General features: G+C 72.1%; 19 protein-coding genes. 11 read left to right on the top strand and 8 right to left on the bottom strand.

The features are described 5' to 3' along the window. Positions 1 to 129: 129 nt before the first annotated feature. The 3 genes from ACT53Q_RS04750 to ACT53Q_RS04740 all read right to left on the bottom strand — a co-directional run bounded on the left by ACT53Q_RS04750 (position 130) and on the right by ACT53Q_RS04740 (position 1,625). Complete coding sequence (locus ACT53Q_RS04750; RefSeq protein WP_476185511.1) at positions 130 to 567, bottom strand: rhodanese-like domain-containing protein; 438 nt, start codon at positions 565 to 567, stop codon at positions 130 to 132. 97 nt (positions 568 to 664) lie between these two features. After that, positions 665 to 1,117 carry a hypothetical protein gene (locus ACT53Q_RS04745; protein ID WP_476185510.1) on the bottom strand — a complete coding sequence of 151 codons (453 nt, stop codon included), beginning with the start codon at positions 1,115 to 1,117 and terminating at the stop codon, positions 665 to 667. A gap of 37 nt (positions 1,118 to 1,154) precedes the next feature. Next, positions 1,155 to 1,625 (bottom strand): YiiD C-terminal domain-containing protein, encoded by a 471-nt coding sequence (locus tag ACT53Q_RS04740; RefSeq protein WP_476185509.1) that lies wholly within the window; start codon positions 1,623 to 1,625, stop codon positions 1,155 to 1,157. A gap of 85 nt (positions 1,626 to 1,710) precedes the next feature. On the opposite strand from ACT53Q_RS04740, the gene ACT53Q_RS04735 reads away from it, so the two are divergent. The 9 genes from ACT53Q_RS04735 (at position 1,711) to ACT53Q_RS04695 (ending at position 8,956) form a co-directional block, all read left to right on the top strand. Continuing rightward, positions 1,711 to 2,541, top strand: coding sequence for a uroporphyrinogen-III synthase (locus ACT53Q_RS04735; protein WP_476185508.1), 831 nt, complete (start codon positions 1,711 to 1,713; stop codon positions 2,539 to 2,541). Further along, positions 2,538 to 3,560 (top strand): uroporphyrinogen-III C-methyltransferase, encoded by a 1,023-nt coding sequence (locus tag ACT53Q_RS04730; RefSeq protein WP_476185507.1) that lies wholly within the window; start codon positions 2,538 to 2,540, stop codon positions 3,558 to 3,560. The genes ACT53Q_RS04735 and ACT53Q_RS04730 overlap by 4 nt, the downstream gene beginning before the upstream one ends. Beyond that, positions 3,560 to 3,976, top strand: a complete 417-nt coding sequence (locus ACT53Q_RS04725) for a YbbD-related protein (protein WP_476185506.1) — start codon at positions 3,560 to 3,562, stop codon at positions 3,974 to 3,976. The genes ACT53Q_RS04730 and ACT53Q_RS04725 overlap by 1 nt, the downstream gene beginning before the upstream one ends. After that, positions 3,973 to 4,647, top strand: coding sequence for a heme biosynthesis HemY N-terminal domain-containing protein (locus tag ACT53Q_RS04720; protein ID WP_476185505.1), 675 nt, complete (start codon positions 3,973 to 3,975; stop codon positions 4,645 to 4,647). Before ACT53Q_RS04725 ends, ACT53Q_RS04720 begins: the two co-directional genes overlap by 4 nt. A 25-nt stretch (positions 4,648 to 4,672) precedes the next feature. Further along, positions 4,673 to 5,791, top strand: a complete 1,119-nt coding sequence (locus ACT53Q_RS04715; RefSeq protein WP_476185504.1) for an ABC transporter permease — start codon at positions 4,673 to 4,675, stop codon at positions 5,789 to 5,791. Between the two features lie 229 nt (positions 5,792 to 6,020). Next, the gene (locus ACT53Q_RS04710; RefSeq protein WP_476185503.1) at positions 6,021 to 6,551 is read left to right on the top strand and encodes a hypothetical protein; all 531 of its coding nucleotides are present in this window, start codon (positions 6,021 to 6,023) and stop codon (positions 6,549 to 6,551) included. Continuing rightward, positions 6,548 to 7,375: an ABC transporter ATP-binding protein gene (locus tag ACT53Q_RS04705; protein ID WP_476185502.1), complete on the top strand. Its 828-nt coding sequence runs from the start codon at positions 6,548 to 6,550 to the stop codon at positions 7,373 to 7,375. Before ACT53Q_RS04710 ends, ACT53Q_RS04705 begins: the two co-directional genes overlap by 4 nt. A gap of 1 nt (position 7,376) precedes the next feature. After that, on the top strand, positions 7,377 to 8,300 hold the full coding sequence (locus tag ACT53Q_RS04700) for an MlaD family protein (RefSeq protein ID WP_476185501.1): 924 nt from the start codon (positions 7,377 to 7,379) through the stop codon (positions 8,298 to 8,300). Then, positions 8,297 to 8,956: an ABC-type transport auxiliary lipoprotein family protein gene (locus ACT53Q_RS04695; RefSeq protein WP_476185500.1), complete on the top strand. Its 660-nt coding sequence runs from the start codon at positions 8,297 to 8,299 to the stop codon at positions 8,954 to 8,956. Before ACT53Q_RS04700 ends, ACT53Q_RS04695 begins: the two co-directional genes overlap by 4 nt. Positions 8,957 to 9,008: 52 nt before the next feature. On the opposite strand, the gene ACT53Q_RS04690 is transcribed toward ACT53Q_RS04695, so the two are convergent. Both ACT53Q_RS04690 and ACT53Q_RS04685 read right to left on the bottom strand, forming a co-directional pair. After that, positions 9,009 to 10,121 carry a DUF4349 domain-containing protein gene (locus tag ACT53Q_RS04690; RefSeq protein ID WP_476185499.1) on the bottom strand — a complete coding sequence of 371 codons (1,113 nt, stop codon included), beginning with the start codon at positions 10,119 to 10,121 and terminating at the stop codon, positions 9,009 to 9,011. Positions 10,122 to 10,284: 163 nt separating this feature from the next. Then, positions 10,285 to 11,565, bottom strand: a complete 1,281-nt coding sequence (locus ACT53Q_RS04685; RefSeq protein WP_476185498.1) for an acetyl-CoA C-acetyltransferase — start codon at positions 11,563 to 11,565, stop codon at positions 10,285 to 10,287. 161 nt (positions 11,566 to 11,726) lie between these two features. Between ACT53Q_RS04685 and ACT53Q_RS04680 the strand changes: the two genes are divergently transcribed. Together ACT53Q_RS04680 and ACT53Q_RS04675 are read left to right on the top strand one after the other, a co-directional pair. Then, complete coding sequence (locus ACT53Q_RS04680) at positions 11,727 to 12,632, top strand: hypothetical protein (RefSeq protein WP_476185497.1); 906 nt, start codon at positions 11,727 to 11,729, stop codon at positions 12,630 to 12,632. Further along, positions 12,629 to 13,024: a hypothetical protein gene (locus tag ACT53Q_RS04675; RefSeq protein ID WP_476185496.1), complete on the top strand. Its 396-nt coding sequence runs from the start codon at positions 12,629 to 12,631 to the stop codon at positions 13,022 to 13,024. Before ACT53Q_RS04680 ends, ACT53Q_RS04675 begins: the two co-directional genes overlap by 4 nt. Here ACT53Q_RS04675 and ACT53Q_RS04670 read toward each other — a convergent pair. From ACT53Q_RS04670 to ACT53Q_RS04660, 3 genes are all read right to left on the bottom strand, one after another. Beyond that, complete coding sequence (locus tag ACT53Q_RS04670; RefSeq protein ID WP_476185495.1) at positions 13,021 to 13,581, bottom strand: superoxide dismutase family protein; 561 nt, start codon at positions 13,579 to 13,581, stop codon at positions 13,021 to 13,023. The two genes, ACT53Q_RS04675 and ACT53Q_RS04670, sit on opposite strands and share 4 nt — an antisense overlap. Before the next feature lie 113 nt (positions 13,582 to 13,694). Continuing rightward, positions 13,695 to 15,134: a nitrogen regulation protein NR(I) gene (ntrC, locus tag ACT53Q_RS04665; protein ID WP_476185779.1), complete on the bottom strand. Its 1,440-nt coding sequence runs from the start codon at positions 15,132 to 15,134 to the stop codon at positions 13,695 to 13,697. Beyond that, the gene (locus ACT53Q_RS04660; RefSeq protein WP_476185494.1) at positions 15,118 to 16,218 is read right to left on the bottom strand and encodes a two-component system sensor histidine kinase NtrB; all 1,101 of its coding nucleotides are present in this window, start codon (positions 16,216 to 16,218) and stop codon (positions 15,118 to 15,120) included. Before ACT53Q_RS04660 ends, ntrC begins: the two co-directional genes overlap by 17 nt. Positions 16,219 to 16,490: the final 272 nt, after the last annotated feature.

The following is a 16,490-nucleotide window of genomic DNA, read 5'->3' as shown; positions in this document are numbered from 1 at the left end:
GCACGCGGGCCCCGGGCGGGGCCTTGGCGCGGCCGCCGGGCCGGCGACAGGCTGGGGGGATGTGGGCGCGCGTGGCCCGGATTGCAATGGCCGGCCGCGACCGGCACCGGCGGCAGTCTGCCCGGGGGCTCAGCCCTTGCCCTTGACCAGCGGCAAATCCGCCTGGCGCCAGGCGGTGATGCCGCCGTCGAGGATGTGCACGCGCTCGAAGCCCGCCTTCTTCAGCCGCTTGGCGGCGCCGTTGACGGTGATGCCGTTCTGGCAGACCAGCACGATGGGCAGCGCGCGCGCCGGCGCCAGCTGCTTGTTCTCGGGGTCGAACTGGCTCATCTGCACGTTCCGGGAGCCGGCGATGTGGCCTTCCTGGAAGTCGTTCGGCACGCGCAGGTCGACGACCAGCGCGTTCTCCTGGTTGATCAGCGCGGTCACCTGGGACGGCGCCAGCGCCTTGTAGCCGCGGAACAGGCGCAGCACTTCGTTGGCGACGATGGCGACGGTCAGGGCGACGAAGGCGACGCTGTAGACCGGGTTGCGGGCGGCGAAAGCCCACAGTTCTTGGGAATTCACGGGCAAGGCTTCCGGAGGCGCGGACGGCCGCGCGGGTGGCGGCATTGTCGCCCGCGGCGGGCCGGCTGGCAAAACCGCAGGCCGGGACCCGGCGGCCTCAGAACCCCTTCCAGAAATCCGGCAGCCCGGCCACCCACCAGTTCTTGGTCACCGGGTCGAAGCGCCAGATCTCGGTGTAGCGCAGGGTGCGCGTGCTGAGGGTGTTGCGGTTGACCACCTCGATCTGGATCTCGCGCAACTGGCTGTCGTCCGGGCCGGACATGGTGGCGAGGTCGCGGTAGGCGGTCACCTGGATCTGCTCGTAGCGCGAGAAGTCGACGTCGGTCATCGGCTTCTCCTTGCGCGCCTTGGGATCGACCATGTTCCAGGCGCCCTCGAAATCGCCCCAGCGGATCGCGGCGGAATAGGCGTACTGGTTGCGGTCGAGCAGGTCGCGCTTCTTGCCGGCGAAGGCGGCGCCGGCCAGCGACAGCAGCAGCACGACCAGCAGGGCGCGGACGGACAGCGCACGCAAGAACGGGGACGGCGAAGCGGTGGCGGGACGAGGCATCGGCATCCGGACGGTGGCGGCGGGGGCTGCGGGCATCCTACGCCTTGCGCACGGCGACGTAGCGCGACCGGGCCTCCGCGGCCACGCCGCCTTCAGGAAGCGCGACCTGCGCCACCACCACGAACCGGGCCTTGCCGGTCGTGCGCAGCGCGTGCAGGAACGCGTCCCACGTCTCGCCCTCGGCCGGCGTCGCCACCGCCTCCAGGTCCGCGTACAGCGGCGCGCGGTAGCGGACCTCGCTGGTGCCGACGTAGACCTCGGCGTCGAGCCCGGCCGCGGCCAGCACCCGCACGATCAGGCCCCAGCCCGCGAGCGTCATCAGCGAAGTCAGGCTGCCGCCGAACGCGCAGCCCTTGTCGTTGATGTTCGCGGCCAGCGGCGCGTGCAGGCGCAGGCGGTCGTCGCCCTCGTCGGCGCCGACACGCAGCGCCAGCGCCGCGACCGGCGGCATCGCCAGCAGTTGGGTTTCCAGCGCACGCAGCGCGGCGGCGCGGTCGGAGTCGGTCATGGCGATCGCGTGGACGGGAGGAAGGGAGCGGCTGCGCGATGTCGCGCGGCTTGCGGGCGCCGGAGGCTGCGGCCAAGCTGGTCGCATGCCGCCCCGTCGCCGCCCGCGAGGATACGCCACGCCGCCGTCGCCCGACCCGATCGTGGTGTCGCTGCGCCCGGTGGGCGATCACGCGGCGATGCGCCGCGCCGCCGCCGTCCACGGCCTGCGCGTGGTCGCACTCTCGCCGTGGCGCATCGCGGTGCGCGACGACGCCGACACCCGCCGTGCGCTGCGCGCGGCGCTGGCGGCGGACGTGGTGATCGCCACCAGTCCCGCTGCCGTGCGCGCCGCCGCCGTCCTCGCGCCGCTGCGCACGCGCCGCGGCCAGGCCTGGTGCGCGGTCGGGAGCGCCACCGCCACCGCGCTGCACCGCGCCGGCGTGGACGCGCCGCTGTCGCCCGAACGCATGGACAGCGAAGGCCTGCTCGCCCTGCCCGCGCTGGCCGAGGTGCGCGATCACGACATCGGCCTGCTCACCGCCCCGGGCGGACGCGATCGCATCGCGCCGGTGCTCGCGTCGCGCGGCGCCCGCGTGCTGCGCGCCGACGTGTACGCCCGCGAGGACGTCGCCCCGGCGCCCGCCGCGCTGGCCCGCCTGCGCGCGAGCACCGGTCCGCTGTGGTTGCCGGTGAGCAGCGGCGAGGCGTTGCTGAACGCGCTCGCCGCCGTGCCCGACGACCTCGCCACGCGCTTGCGCGGTGCGCGCGTGCTCGCCGCGAGCGCACGCCTGGCCGTGATCGCGCACGACGCCGGCTGCACCGACGTGCGGATCGCCGCGGGGCCGCGACCGGCGCAGTTGCTGGCCGCGATCGACATGCAATCCGGCTACCATGCCGCCAGCGCCGCCGAGGATGCGGCCGGCCCTCCTCCATGACCGACAGCGTTCCCCCGCCTCCCGCTTCCGGCCCCGCCGCCGACCCCGTCGTCGCCGCACCGCCCGCGCCCGCCGCGCCGTCGCCGTCCGGCCGCGGCTGGGGCTGGGTGATCGCGCTGGCGCTGGTCGGCACCGGCGCGTGGCTGTGGTACGCCGACCATCGGCGCAGCGAGGACGCCCGCGTGGCGGAGATCGAGGCCGCGCAGCAGCTGCGCGCACTGGAATCGCGCGTCGACGGCGTGCGCCGCGACGTGCGCGGCCATGCCCAGCGGCTGCAGCAGGCCGACGCCACCAACCGCGTGCTGCGCGACGAACTGCTGGGCGTCGGCCAACGCGCGGCGCTGCTCGAACAGCAGGTCGCGCAGCTCGCCGACGCCAACCGCCACGGCGCCGAGGCCCTGCGCCTGGACGAAACCGAATTGCTGCTGACCCTCGGCGAACAGCGGCTGCGGCTGTCGGGCGACCTCGACGGCGCGCGCCGCGCCTACGCGCTCGCCGCCGAGGTGCTCGATCGCGTCGACGGCAGCAACGCACTGAACGCGAAGCAGGCGCTGGCGCAGGAACGCGCCGCGCTCGACGCGCTCAAGGCCGATCCCGCGCGCAGCGCGCTGGCGCAGCTCGATGCCTTCGCGCAGGCGCTACCGCGCGACGACGACACCGGCAGCCTGCCGCCGGCGGACGCGCATGCGCCGTGGTGGGAGCGCGTGCTCGCGAAACTCGTGCAGGTGCGCCACGGCGACGGCGACGTCGCGCTGTCCGCGCAGGAACGCAGCGGCGCACGCACCGCGCTGGAACTCGAACTCGCGCTGGCGCGCACCGCGATCGAACGTCGCGACGACGCCGGCTATCGCGCTGCGCTCGCCCGCGCCGACGCCTGGCTGCCGCGGCTGTGGCCGGCCTCGCCCGCGCTCGACGCCCGCCACGCACGACTGAAGCAATTGCAGGCGCTGCCGCTGTCGCCCGACTTGCCCACGCTCGGCAGCACCCGCCAGGTGCTGCGGACGCAGCGGGGCGGGTGATGCGGACCGTCGTCGCTGCCGTCGTGATGGTCACCGGCGCGCTCGCAGTGTGCGGATGCGACCTCAACACCGTCGAAACGCATGCAGATACGCTCGCCGATTACGACGACCGCGGCTGGCTGCCGACCAAGCTGTTGCCGCCCTCCACGCGCGACATCGACCTCGAAAACAATCTCGATCTGAATTACTCCGTCGGCAGCTTCCGTTTCCCGCCTGCGGAGGCCGGACGATTCGTGCAAGGTGTCCACAGCGGCGTGCAGTCGCGCTCGCCCTTCGAGTACTGGAGCAAGATCGTCGACGAGGCCCGCGAGGACGGGCTCAGCCTCTGGCAATACGCCGAAGAAGACAGCGAATGGGCGTTCTTCTGCGATCTCTCGGAAGCGCGCTGCGACTATTGGATGTGGTCGATCCGATGAACCTCTTCCGCACCCTCCTGTTCTGGCTGCTGCTGGCGCTCGCCGGCGCGGTGCTCGCGCAATTCCTGCTGCGCGATCCGGGCTTCGTGCAGGTGCGCTACCTCGACACCACGATCGAGGCGACGCTGGTCGGCGCGGCGCTGATCGCGCTGGCCGCGGCATTCGCGGCGTGGCTGCTGTGGAAGGTGCTGGGCTGGCCGCTGCGGCTGTGGCGCCAGCGTCGAGAACGCGCCGCGCGCGCGCGCCTGGCCGAAGGCCTGGACGCGCTGCATCACGGTCGCTGGGCGCAGGCCGAGGCACTGCTGCTGCAGGCCGCGCAGGATCCGGTGTTCGCGACGTCGGCGCGGATCGCCGCGGCGCGGGCCGCCGCCGCGCGCGGCGACGCCGCGGCGGCGCATGCGCACCTCGACGCGCTCGCCGCGGACCAGCCGATGGCGCGGGCGATCGCGCTGGCCGAGATCGCACTCGCCGATGGTCGCGCCGACGATGCGCTCGCCGCGCTCGAAGTCGTGTCCGACCAGCCGCCGGCCCCGCGGGCGCAGGCGCTGCGCGTCGACGCGCTCGCCGCGCAGCGCAAGGCCGTCGCCGACACGCCGGACGCACCACTCGTGCCCGCGCCGCCAGCTGCGTCACCGGTCGCGCCACCGGTCACACCGAACCCGGCGGCCTGAACATGGGCCTCGCACCGAGCCGCCGATGACGCCGCCCGTCGCCGCCACGCCGCGCATCGAACGCGACCCGCAGGACGGCGCCATCGCGCGCCTGTCCGGCGACTGGACGCTGCATCACGCGCTGGCCGTGGGCGATGCGCTGCGCGACGTGCCCGAGGACGTGCGCATCATCGACGCCGACGGCGTGACCCGGCTGGATTCGCTGGGCGTGCTGCAACTGCTGCGCTTCGCCTCGCGGCGCGGGCTCGACGACGACGCGCTGCGCTTCCGCGACGACCATCGCGCGCTGGTGCAGGCGATCGAGGACGTGCGAGACGGCCGCCCGAAGGCGACGAAGACCTACGGCGTCGCCGCTGCGCTGGAACGCCTCGGCCGCGCCGTGCAGCACAACGCCCGGGAAATCGTCGCGCTGGTCAGTTTCCTCGGCGAGACGCTGGTCAAGCTCGGCCGCATCCTCGTGCAGCCGCGCCGCCTGCGCGTGACTGCCACCGTCTTCCATATGGAACAGGTGGGCCTGGATGCGGTGCCGCTGGTGGCGCTGCTGTCGTTCCTCGTCGGCGCGGTCATCGCGTTCCTCGGCGCGAACATCCTCGCCGACTTCGGCGCGTCGATCTACGTCGTGGAACTGGTGAGCATCGCCTTCCTGCGCGAGTTCGCGGTGCTGCTGACCTCGATCATCCTCGCCGGCCGCACCGCCAGCGCGTTCACCGCGCAGATCGGCGCGATGGTCAGCCGCGAGGAAGTCGACGCGATCCGCACGCTGGGCCTGGACCCGGTCGACCTGCTGGTGATCCCGCGCGTGCTGGCACTGATGACGATGCTGCCGCTGCTGACGTTCATCGCGATGCTCGCCGGCCTGCTCGGCGGCATGTTCGTGAGTTCGACCAGCCTCGACATCCCGCCGCAGGCGTTCTACAACCGCCTGCACGAGACGATGCAGCTGCGGCATTTCCTGGTCGGGCTGTCGAAGGCGCCGATCTTCGCGCTGGTCATCGGGCTGATCGGCTGCCTCGAAGGGCTGCAGGTCAGCGGCAGCGCGCAGTCGGTGGGCGAGCGCACCACGTCCAGCGTGGTGCAGACCATTTCGCTGGTGATCGTGCTGGATGCGCTCGCGGCGATCTGGTTCATGCACATGGGGTGGTGAGATGAACCGCTTGCCCTCCACCGATGTGTTTGGCGCTTCCGGTACGGCCCGGAATCTTTTTCGCGCTTGGGCGCGAGCCACTTTCTTTGGCGCAAAGAAAGTGGCCAAAGAAAACATTTCAGGTCCAATTCAAATCTGCCATCCGAAGCGCGCCCGGAATTTTTCGATGAGACATCCATGTCTCATCGAAAAACGACGCGCGTCCTGCGCGTCGCCCTCCGGGTCTCCCATGAAAGAACAGTACGCCGACCATGAATTCATTTCGGGACGAATCGCACCCAAGGGAAGCATGACGCCTCCGCGGGATGGCGGTCATTCGCAACTCAACCTGCCGATCTTGATCCCTCGATCCACCAAAAGCCGGCCGCAGGAAACATCGTTCGACAGGCCAACCTCCGTTCTTTCCGCCGATCGTCCCGACGATGATTCCAACGCCACGCCCGGTGCCGGAATCGGAAACCCGGGGGGCGGCGCACAGGACGTGCGCCGTTTTTCGATGAGGCAGGACGCCTCATCGAAAAATTCCGGTTGCGGCACCGACGGCAGGTTCGAATTGGACCTGAGTGTTTTCTTTGGTCACTTTCTTTTCGAAAAGAAAGTGACCCGCGCGCCAGCGCGGAAAAGATTCCGGGCTTTCATCACCTCGCATGGAACGCAGACGGCGGGAGCATCACGACGCACCCGCGCACATCGAACGGACATCGTGCCGCAGCGCGAATGCGCGCATCCACTCCTCACGGCGAAAAAGGCATCGCCATGACAACGTCCGCCGACACCCCCGTCATCCAGGTACGCGGCCTGCGCAACCAGTTCGGTGCGCAAATCGTGCACGAGAACCTCGACCTCGACGTGCGCCGCGGCGAGATCCTCGGCGTGGTCGGCGGCTCCGGCAGCGGCAAGTCGGTGCTGATGCGGTCGATCCTCGGCCTGCGCGAACCCGATGCCGGCACGGTCGAGGTGCTCGGCGTGGACGGTCGGTCGCGCGCCGAGGCCGATCGCCTGCACATCGAGCGCAACACCGGCGTGCTGTTCCAGGATGGCGCGCTGTTCTCGTCGCTGACCGTCGGCGAGAACGTGCAGGTGCCGCTGAAGGAACATCATCCCGAGCTGCCGGAATCGCTGCTGTACGAACTGGCGCTGCTGAAGGTGAAGCTGTCCGGCCTGCCGCCGGATGCGCTGGACAAACTGCCGTCGCAGCTGTCGGGCGGCATGCGCAAGCGCGCGGGGCTGGCGCGGGCGCTCGCGCTCGATCCGCCGCTGCTGTTCCTCGACGAACCCACCGCCGGCCTCGACCCCATCGGCGCCGCGGCGTTCGACCGGCTCACGCGCACGCTGCAGCAGGCGCTGGGGCTGACCGTGTTCCTGATCACCCACGATCTGGATACCCTGTACGCCATCTGCGACCGCGTCGCGGTGCTGGCCGAGAAGCGCGTGATCGCGGTCGGGCCGCTGCACGAGATCGAACGGCTCGATCATCCGTGGGTGCAGGAGTATTTCAACGGCCCGCGCGGACGCGCGGCACGCGACGCCCGCGAGCGCGACCCCGCGACGCAGGGCCGTGATCCGATGACCGAGAGAGCCTGACATGGAAACCCGCGCCAACTACGTGCTGATCGGCGCCTTCACGCTGGCGACGGCCGCGTTCCTGCTGCTGTTCGGGCTGTGGGCCGCGAAGTATTCGTCGGACAAGGACTGGCGTTACTACGACGTCATCTTCGACGAGGCCGTCACCGGCCTGACCGAAGGCGGCAGCGTGCAGTACAACGGCATCAGCGTGGGCACCGTGGCCGACCTCAGCCTCGCGCCGGACGACCCGCGCAAGGTCGTCGCCCACGTGAAGCTGCGCGCGAACACGCCGGTGAAGATCGACACCCGCGCCAAGCTGTCGTTCACCGGCCTGACCGGCACCGCGTTCATCCAGCTCACCGGCGGCACGCCGGCCGCGCCGGCGCTGGTCGCGCACGGCGACGAGGTGCCGGTGATCCGCACCGAAGCCTCGGCACTGCAGAACATCGCCGAGACCGCGAACCGCCTCGTCGCGCGCCTCGACGAAGTGCTCAGTGACGAGAACATCGCCAACATCCACAAGACGCTGGCGCACATCGAGAAGACCTCGCGCGCGCTGGGCGACAGCAGCGGCGACATCGGTGCGCTGATCGCCAACGCGCGCACCTCCAGCGAGAAGCTCTCGGCGACACTGGACACCACCAACAACGCCATCAACGACGTCGACCGCGAACTGGTGCAGAAGCTGCCCGGGCTGATCGCCAAGCTCGACAGCACGCTCTCGCGGCTCGACGCCACCGCCGGCAACGCCAACGCGATCATCGCGGAGAACCGCGGCGCGATCCGCGGCTTCACCCGCGATGGCCTGGGCGAAGTCGGACCGACGCTGGACGAGCTGCGCGCCCTGGTGCGCGACCTGCGCCGGATCAGCGCGCGGCTCGACGAGAACCCCGCCGGTTACGTGCTGGGCCGCCAGAACCCGAAGGAGTTCGAGCCGAAATGATCCCCGCCACGACACCGGCGCGCACCGCGCATCGCCGCGCGCTGCGCATCCTCGCCCTCGCCGTGCTGCTCGCGCCGCTGGCCGGCTGCGGCCTCCTGCCCAAGCAGGCGCCGCTGGCGCTGTATCGCCCCGAGGCGACGATCGCCGCCGATGCGGCGTGGCCGCAGGTCGCGTGGCAGCTGCGCATCGCGCGCCCGTACGCGGACGACGCGCACGACAGCGCGCGCATCCTCGTGCGCCCGCAGCCGGGCGAACTGCAGGTCTACAAGGGCGCGGCGTGGACGCAGCCGGCGCCGGACCTCGTGCTGGACACGCTGGTGCGCGCGTTCGACGACAGCGGCCGTGTCGCCGGCGTCGGCCGTCGCGGCGAAGGCGTCGGCGCGGACTACGAACTGCTGCTCGACCTGCGCCGTTTCGAAGCCGATTACGACGGCGGCGCCACGCCGAACGCGCGCATCGTGCTCGGCGCGCGGCTGGTGCGCAACGACGACGATCGCGTGGTCGCCAGCCATGTCTTCGAGGCCGACGTGCCTGCCGGCGGCACCGCGGTGCCCGAGGTGCAGCGCGCGTTCTCGCAGGGCCTGGGCACGGTGACGACCGACCTCATCGGCTGGACGCTGGCCGAAGGCCGGCGCGACGCGGCGGCGAAGCACTGAAACGACGACGCCCCGCGGAAACCCGCGGGGCGTCGTGTCTGCGTTCCGGGATTCATTCCAGCGGCGGCGGACGCTTGGCAGGACGCGCGGCGCGCCAGCAGCGGATACCGTAGACCACCAGCCCGATCGCCAGCCACAGCGGCCACGCGGCGGTCAGCGCGACGACGAGGTCGAGGATGCCGTACCAGCCGGTGCGCAGCGAATCGAACATGCGCGAGAAGAAGCCCTGCGCGTGCTGGCGGAACACCGCGTCGGTGTCGACCAGCTCGGTCTGGCGCAGCTTCGGCGCCTGGTACAGCGACAGCGTGATGGTGCTGAAGTCGACGCGGTCCTCGTACTGCCGCTGCTGGATCAGCGCCTCGTCGCGCTGCATGCGCGCGTCGCTGCGGGCCGAGATCACGTCGGCCTTGCGGTCGAGGCGATCGCCACCGCGGATGGCGTCGCCGAGTTCGCGCTGGGCGTCTTCCTCGCGCTGCCGCGCCAGTTGCTGGCGCAGCAGGTCGAACTGGGCGTCGGCGGCCTGAAAGCTGCGGCGGTCGAGGAATTCCATTTGCGACGCGATCGCGCGCAGGAACGCCTGGGTGTGGTCGCTGGGCACGCGCACGGTGAGGTTGCCGCGCACCTGGTATTCGGCGAGTTCGAGCAGCTTGCCGTTGCCGGCGGGACGACGCTCGATGCGCGTGGTGTCGGCGGTGATGCCGTTGTCGACGACGAAGCCGCCCTGCTGCGCGGCCACGTCCTCGATCGCCAGCGCCGAGCCGTACACGTCCTTGACCCGGAACTGCGCCTGCGCGGTGCGGATGAACTTGCGCTCGCCGTCCTTGTAGGTGCTGGCACTGGAACTGACCTGCGCGGCGTCGACGCGGGTGGTCGTTTCGACCGGATCCTCGGCTTCGCGGCGCGCCACCTGTTCGGAGACGCTGTCCTTCGCGGCCGCATCGGCCGCACCTTCGAACGAGGCGGATGCGGCGTCCGCGGCGGCCATTTCGGCAGGCGGCGCCGCGGGCGCGGCGGCGGGCATGGCACCGCCGGCCATGGCCTTGTCGGCGCTCGGCGCCGAAGACAGTGACTCGGCGGCACTTTCGCGCTTGCTGCACGCGGCGAGTGAGAACGAAAGGGCTGCGACCAGGCCGCAGACCAGCAGATTCGAGACAGTGCGACGCATGATCAATCCCCGTTGACGATCCGTTGAGGGCGAGCCGGCGGCGCGATGCCGTCGGAGCGTGCCGTCGGAAAACGTATCGGATCGCGGAACGGGGTTGGCGAAAACCGGCCACGGCCGGCCGTCACCGCTGTCACCGGTGACGGCACGCGGCCCAACGCTTCCGTCAGCGTTCGAGGATCGCCACCACGCCCATGCCGCCGGCGGTGCAGATCGAGATCAGGCAACGGCCGCCGCCGCGCTGCTGCAGTTCCTTCGCGGCGGTGGCGACGATGCGCGCGCCGGTGGCAGCGAAGGGATGGCCGGCGGCCAGCGACGAGCCCAGCGGATTGATCTTCGCCGGATCGATGCTGCCCAGCGGCGCGTCCAGGCCGAGGCGGTCGCGGCAGTACTCCGGGCTTTCCCACGCGCGCAGCGTGCACAGCACCTGCGCGGCGAAGGCTTCGTGGATCTCGTAGACGTCGAAGTCCTGCAACGTGAGGTTGTTGCGCTTGAGCATCTCGGCCACGGCCACGGTCGGCGCCATCAGCAGGCCTTCGCCGTGGACGAAGTCGACCGCGGCGACGTGCGCGTCGCGGATGCGGCACAGCACTTCATGCCCGTTCTGCGCGGCCCAGTCCTCGGACGCGATCAGGCAGGCCGACGCGCCGTCGGTGAGCGGCGTGGAGTTGCCGGCGGTGAGCGTGCCGCGGCCGGAGGTGCGGTCGAACGCCGGCTTCAGCGAGGCCAGCTTCTCCAGCGTGGTGTCGCCGCGCAGGATGTTGTCGCGGTTGACGCCGCGGAACGGGACGACGAGGTCGTCGAAGAAGCCGCGCTCGTAGGCGGCGGCCAGCTTCTTGTGCGACGACAGCGCCCATTCGTCCTGCGCCTCGCGGGAGATGTTCCACTCCTTCGCCATGTCCTCGCAGTGCTGGCCCATGGACTTGCCGGTGCGCGGCTCGCCGACGCCCGGGAATTCCGGCTTCAGTTCGCCGAACGAGAAGCCGCGGGTGAGGCGCGCGATGCGGTCCATCGTGGTCTTCGCCGCGGCGGCCGACAGCAGCCGACGGCGCAGCTTCGGGTTCACGGCGATCGGCACGTCGGAGGTGGTGTCCGAACCGCCGCCGATGCCGACCTCGATCTGCCCGGCGGCGATCTTGTTGGCGACGGTGATGATGGTGTCGAGCGAGGTGCCGCAGGCGCGCTGCATCGTGATGCCCGGCGTCAGCGGCGACAGCCCGGAGGACAGCGCGGCTTCGCGGCCGAGGTTCCAGTCGCTGCTGTGCTTGAGCACCGCGCCCATCGCGACTTCGCCGAGCTGCTGGCCCTGCAGGCCGAACTTCTCGACCACCGCGCCGAGCGTGCGCACGCTCATTCCGAGGTTGCCGACGTCGGCGTAGGCCGTGTTCTGGCGGCAGAAGGGAATGCGGGCGCCGCCGAGGACGGCGACGGGACGACCATGCAGCATCGGGCACCTCGAGGGGACGGGCCGCGGCGGCGCGCGGCGGAGCTTCGATTGGACCCGCAAACGCTGGAGCTTCGTCTCTAAAACGCCGCGAAGGCCGACGCGGGCGGGCGAACGGCGGATAATGCGCCGAGTGTAACCCCCGCCCCGTGACCGACGCGACCATGACCGCTCCGCAGCCCGCCTCCGCCTCCTCGCCGCGCATGATCGTCCGCGGTGCCCTCGCCCTGGAACTGGTCCCGGGCACGCAGCCGGGACGCGCCGCGCTGCGCCAGGCCGAAGCCGGCGCGCTGGCCGAACTGGTGAGCCGCGACCTGGCCGGCTTCAGCCCCGGCGCGGCGTCGCTGGACCTGGTCCTCGCCGGCGCGCACCACGATCCCGCGGAAATGCTGCGCCCGGGCTGGCCGCTGCACCGGCGGCTGGAAGAGCTGCACGCCCGCGCCCCGGGCGCCGACGGCGGCCCGCGCGTCATCGCCTTCGGCGCCGATGCCGACGGCGTGGTGCCGCTGCCGCTGCGCGCGGAGCTGGAACTGCACGGCGGCCCGCTGCGCGTGGTGCCGTTCCTGCTGGTCGGTCCCGCGGCCGCGGTCACGGCCGTCGCTGCCGATTTCGAGCAGGCGCTGCTGGAGCGCGGCATGGCCGGCGCCGAGACCGCACTGGTCGCGCAGGACGCGTTCGAGGCGCGGATCGAGCACGCCCGCTTTCTCACCGCCTACGACCTCGCCGCGATGATGGCGCTGCAGTACCGCCACGTCGGCCTGGGCGCGCTGTGGTCGCTGGTCGAGACCGCGCTGCTGGCGCCCGCCGAGACCGCGTGGCTGGACGCGCCGCCGGAACCGCTGCTGCGCTACGTCGATGGCCACGTGCGCGTCGCCGACTTCGACCGCGAGGGCTGGCGCCGTCGCTACGCCGACGACGAACGCGACGAAGCCCGCCTCGACCGCCGCTACGACGTCTTCCGCGCACGCCAGCGCCAGCTCGCCGCGATCCTGAAGGTGCACGGCCTCGACGTGTTCACCGTGCCCTGCACGGGCGCGCAGGACGCGCGCGGCTTGCTGGGCGCGGCATGAACGCCCGTCGCGGGCACGCACGCGCGCCCGCGATCCTGCACGTCGGCACCTGCCGACGCTGCGGCAGCGAACTCGCGTTCGACGTGTGGGCGCTGGTGCCCCGCTCCAACCTGCGCTGCGGCACGTGCGGCCTTCCGGCCTCTCCGCCGCTGCTCACCTACCTGGCATTCCCCGCCGGGCTGGTGCTCGCGATCGCGCCGATCCGTGGTCTGTTCACTGCCGCAGAGGATCTGTTCGGCAGGCCGATGCCCGCGCTGGCCTACGCGGGCTGTTTCGTGATCGGCCTCGCGCTGTCCATGCTGATCCCGGGCCTCGTCATTGCGAGCGTCTGGTGGCTACGCGCCGCCCTCCTTCGGCGCAGCACGATCGCGCGCGGTCGCCCGCGTCGCTAGAGCGCGACGTCGATCACCCCGCAGCCGACGCGGCTGCCGGCGTTGCCCGCGGGCTGCGAGCCGTAATCGTCGGGGTTGGCGTGGACGACGATCGCGCGGCCGAGGATGTCGTTCGCCGCGCCGCTGCCGAGCGTGACGCCGAGCAGGCGGATGTCGACGTGGGCCACGCCTTCCTGGTTGGCGTGCAGGTTGTCCATGTCGCCGAGGTGGTGCGGGCCGTCGCCGGCGCGGCCGTGCGGCATGCCGCCGGGGTTGAAGTGGCCGCCGGCGCTGGACGCATCCGCGGCCGAGCAGTCGCCGCGTTCGTGGACGTGGATCGCGTGCGTGCCGCCATGGCCGAGGCCGCCGAGCTCGCCCTCGATGCGCACGCCGCCGTCGATCGCGGTGATCGCCAGATGGCCGCTGACGAGGCTGGCCGAGGCCGGGCCGATGTTGGCCTGCGCACGCTGGAAGCGGTGCTGCGGCACGGGCGGCGCCGGCTTCGGCGGCGGCGTGCTGGCGCAGGACGCGAGCGTGCCGGCGAGCGCGGCGACGGCGAGAAAGCGGACCGTGGTCATGGCGGATCTCCATGCAGGGGGAAGCGAAAGTATGGACCGCGACGATACGGCGCGGTTCCGCGATGCGCGTCCTGCACGAAGCATGCAGGGCGCACGATGCATGCGCCGCGCGCTCAGCCGCGCGGCGGGCGGCGTCCGGGGCCGAGCTTGCGGGTCAGCGTGTTGCGGCCGAGCCCGAGTTTGATCGCGGCATCCGTGCGATGGCCACCGGTATGCGCCAGCGCGGCGTCGAACAGCGCGCGGTCGAAGCGTTCGAGCGCTTCGGCATGCAGGTCGGTGCTGCCGGCGTCGAGCCGCGCGCGCGCCCAGGCCGTGAGGGCGGCGTCCCAGTCGCCGGCGGTCGTCGCGTCATGCGCGGGCGCCGCGACGACGCTCAGCGACGCCGCGTCCAGATCGGCGACGCCGATGACGTCGCCCGGCGCCAGCGCGGCCAGCCGCCAGCACAGGTTTTCCAGTTCGCGCACATTGCCCGGCCACGCATGCGCCTGCATCCGCTGCAGCGCTTCGGGCGCGAGCCGCTTCGCCGGCGCATCGAATTTCTCCGCCGCCGCGCGCAGGAAGCGTTCGGCCAGTTTCGGGATGTCGTCGCGACGCTCGCGCAGCGGCGGCAGTTGCAGGCGCACCACGTCGAGCCGGTGCAGCAGGTCGGCGCGGAAGCGGCCTTCGGCGACCAGCGCGTCGAGGTCCTGGTGGGTCGCGGCGATCACGCGCACGTCGACGCGGATGAGTTCGCGCCCGCCGACGCGGAAGAATTCGTTGCCGGCGAGCACGCGCAGCAGCCGCGTCTGCAGCGGCAGCGGCATGTCGCCGATCTCGTCGAGGAACAGCGTGCCGCCGTCGGCCTGCTCGAAGCGCCCGGTGTGGCGCTTCGCCGCGCCGGTGAACGCGCCGGCCTCGTGGCCGAACAGCTCGCTTTCCAGCAGTTCCGACGGGATCGCCGCGGTGTTGAGCGCGACGAATGGCCGCCGCGCGCGCGGCGATTCGTGGTGCAGCGCGCGCGCCACCAGCTCCTTGCCGGTGCCGGTCTCGCCGATGATCAGCACGCCCAGCGGCGCCTGCGCGAGCCGGCCGATCGCGCGGAACAGCGCCTGCATCGCCGGGGTGTCGCCGATCAGCGCGTCGGTGGCGTCGGCGGCGTCCTCGCGCACCGGCGGCGCGGGTGCGCCGCGCGTCGGCGCCAGCGCCTGCGCGGCGAGCGCGACCGCGGCGTCGAGGTCGAACGGCTTCGACAGGAATTCGTGTGCGCCGCCGCGGAACGCACCGGCGGTGCTGGCGACGTCGGTATACGCGCTCATCACGATCACCGGCAACGCGGGGAAGCGCGCCTTCACCGCCTCCAGCAGCGCCAGGCCGTCCTCGCCGGGCATGCGCACGTCGGTGAACAGCAGGTCGGGCGCCTCGCGCGAATCCAGCGCCGCGCGCACGGCCGCGGCGTCCTCGAACGCGGTCACCCCGTAGCCGGCCTCGCGCAGCGCGGTCGCCAGCACGAAGCGCACCGAACGATCGTCGTCGACCACCCACACCTGCGGCGGGGACTCAGGCGTGGTCGGCATGCGGATCGTCCAGGCGGTCATCGGGGGTGCGGTCCTTCGTCGTGTCTTCGGGGTCCGGGGCCGGCGCGGGGGCCGGATAAGGCAGCAGCAGGGCGAACACGGTGTGGCCGGGGCGCGAGCGGTAGCTCAGCGAGCCGCGATGCTCGCGCGCGACCTGCTGCGCCAGCGCAAGGCCGAGGCCGGTGCCTTCGGCGCGACCGCTGACCAACGGCAGGAACAACTGCTCCGCCAGCGCCTCGGGCACACCGCGGCCGTCGTCGGCGATCTCCAGCCGCAGCACGCGGGCATGGATCTCCTCGCCGATGCGCACGCTGCGCTCCACGCGGGTGCGCAGGCTGACGTTCGCGGCGCCGGCCTGCAGCGCATTGCGCACGAGGTTCCACACCGCCTGCGTCAACCGGTCGGCGTCGCCCGGCACCTCGGGCAGCGACGGGTCGTAGTCGCGGATCAGCTTCACCGCCCAGCCGGCGTCGCTCTCGGCCAGGCGCAGCACGCGTTCGAGCACGCCGTGGATGTTCAGCGGCTCGTGCGGGCGCGCCGGCGCGGGCGAGAGCAGCCGGTCGATGAGATCGGTCAGCCGCGCGACCTCGGATTCGATCAGCCCGGTCAGCTCGCGCGCTTCGTCGTCGGTCGCGCGCCGCGCCAGCAGCTGCGCCGCGCCCTTCAGCCCGGCCAGCGGATTGCGCAGTTCATGCGCGAGGCCCTTCAACGCCGCGGACAGCGCCGACGGCAACACCGTGGCGGGATCGTCGCCGGGGAATTCGTCGACCGGATGCGCTTCCAGCCACCAGCCGCCGTCCTCGCGCCGGGTCAGCAGGGTGTCGGCGTACTGCACGGTCTCTCTGCCGGGGAAGGCGAACGGCAGGCGCCGCAGCCGCAGTCGGTCGTCCGGCGGCGCGGCCAGCACGCGCGCCAGCGTGCGCCCCTCGACCTCGAACGCCGCCAGCGGCAGCCCCGGCAGGCGCCGCGGCCCGACGCCCAGCCAGCGCGCCAGCGCGAGGTTCCCGCCCTCCACCCGGCCGCTCGCATCGCACCACGCCACGGGCGTGGACAGGGCGTCGAAGGCAGCGGTGTCGGGGGGCATCGCACCAATTTAGTGCAAATCGAAGCGCCGCGGAGGGGCGCCGCGCGCGACCGCCGGAGGCCGGACCGCGCGCCGGCACGGATCGCGTGGCGCGGACACGCTCACCGTGCGGGCCATCCTGTCGGCGGATCCATTCGGGCGCGAAGGCCGGCGAGAGGCTGCAATCGATGGCAGCCTTGATCACCGCATGCCCGCCTGCATTGCGCGCTGCCAGACCGCCTGTGCACGGGCACAGGCCGACGTTCTCGCGAACGACACCGCGCACCGGGCCG

It is taken from the genome of Lysobacter sp. DMC97 (assembly GCF_056313745.1).
This window is presented reverse-complemented; position numbering and strand designations above follow the sequence as displayed.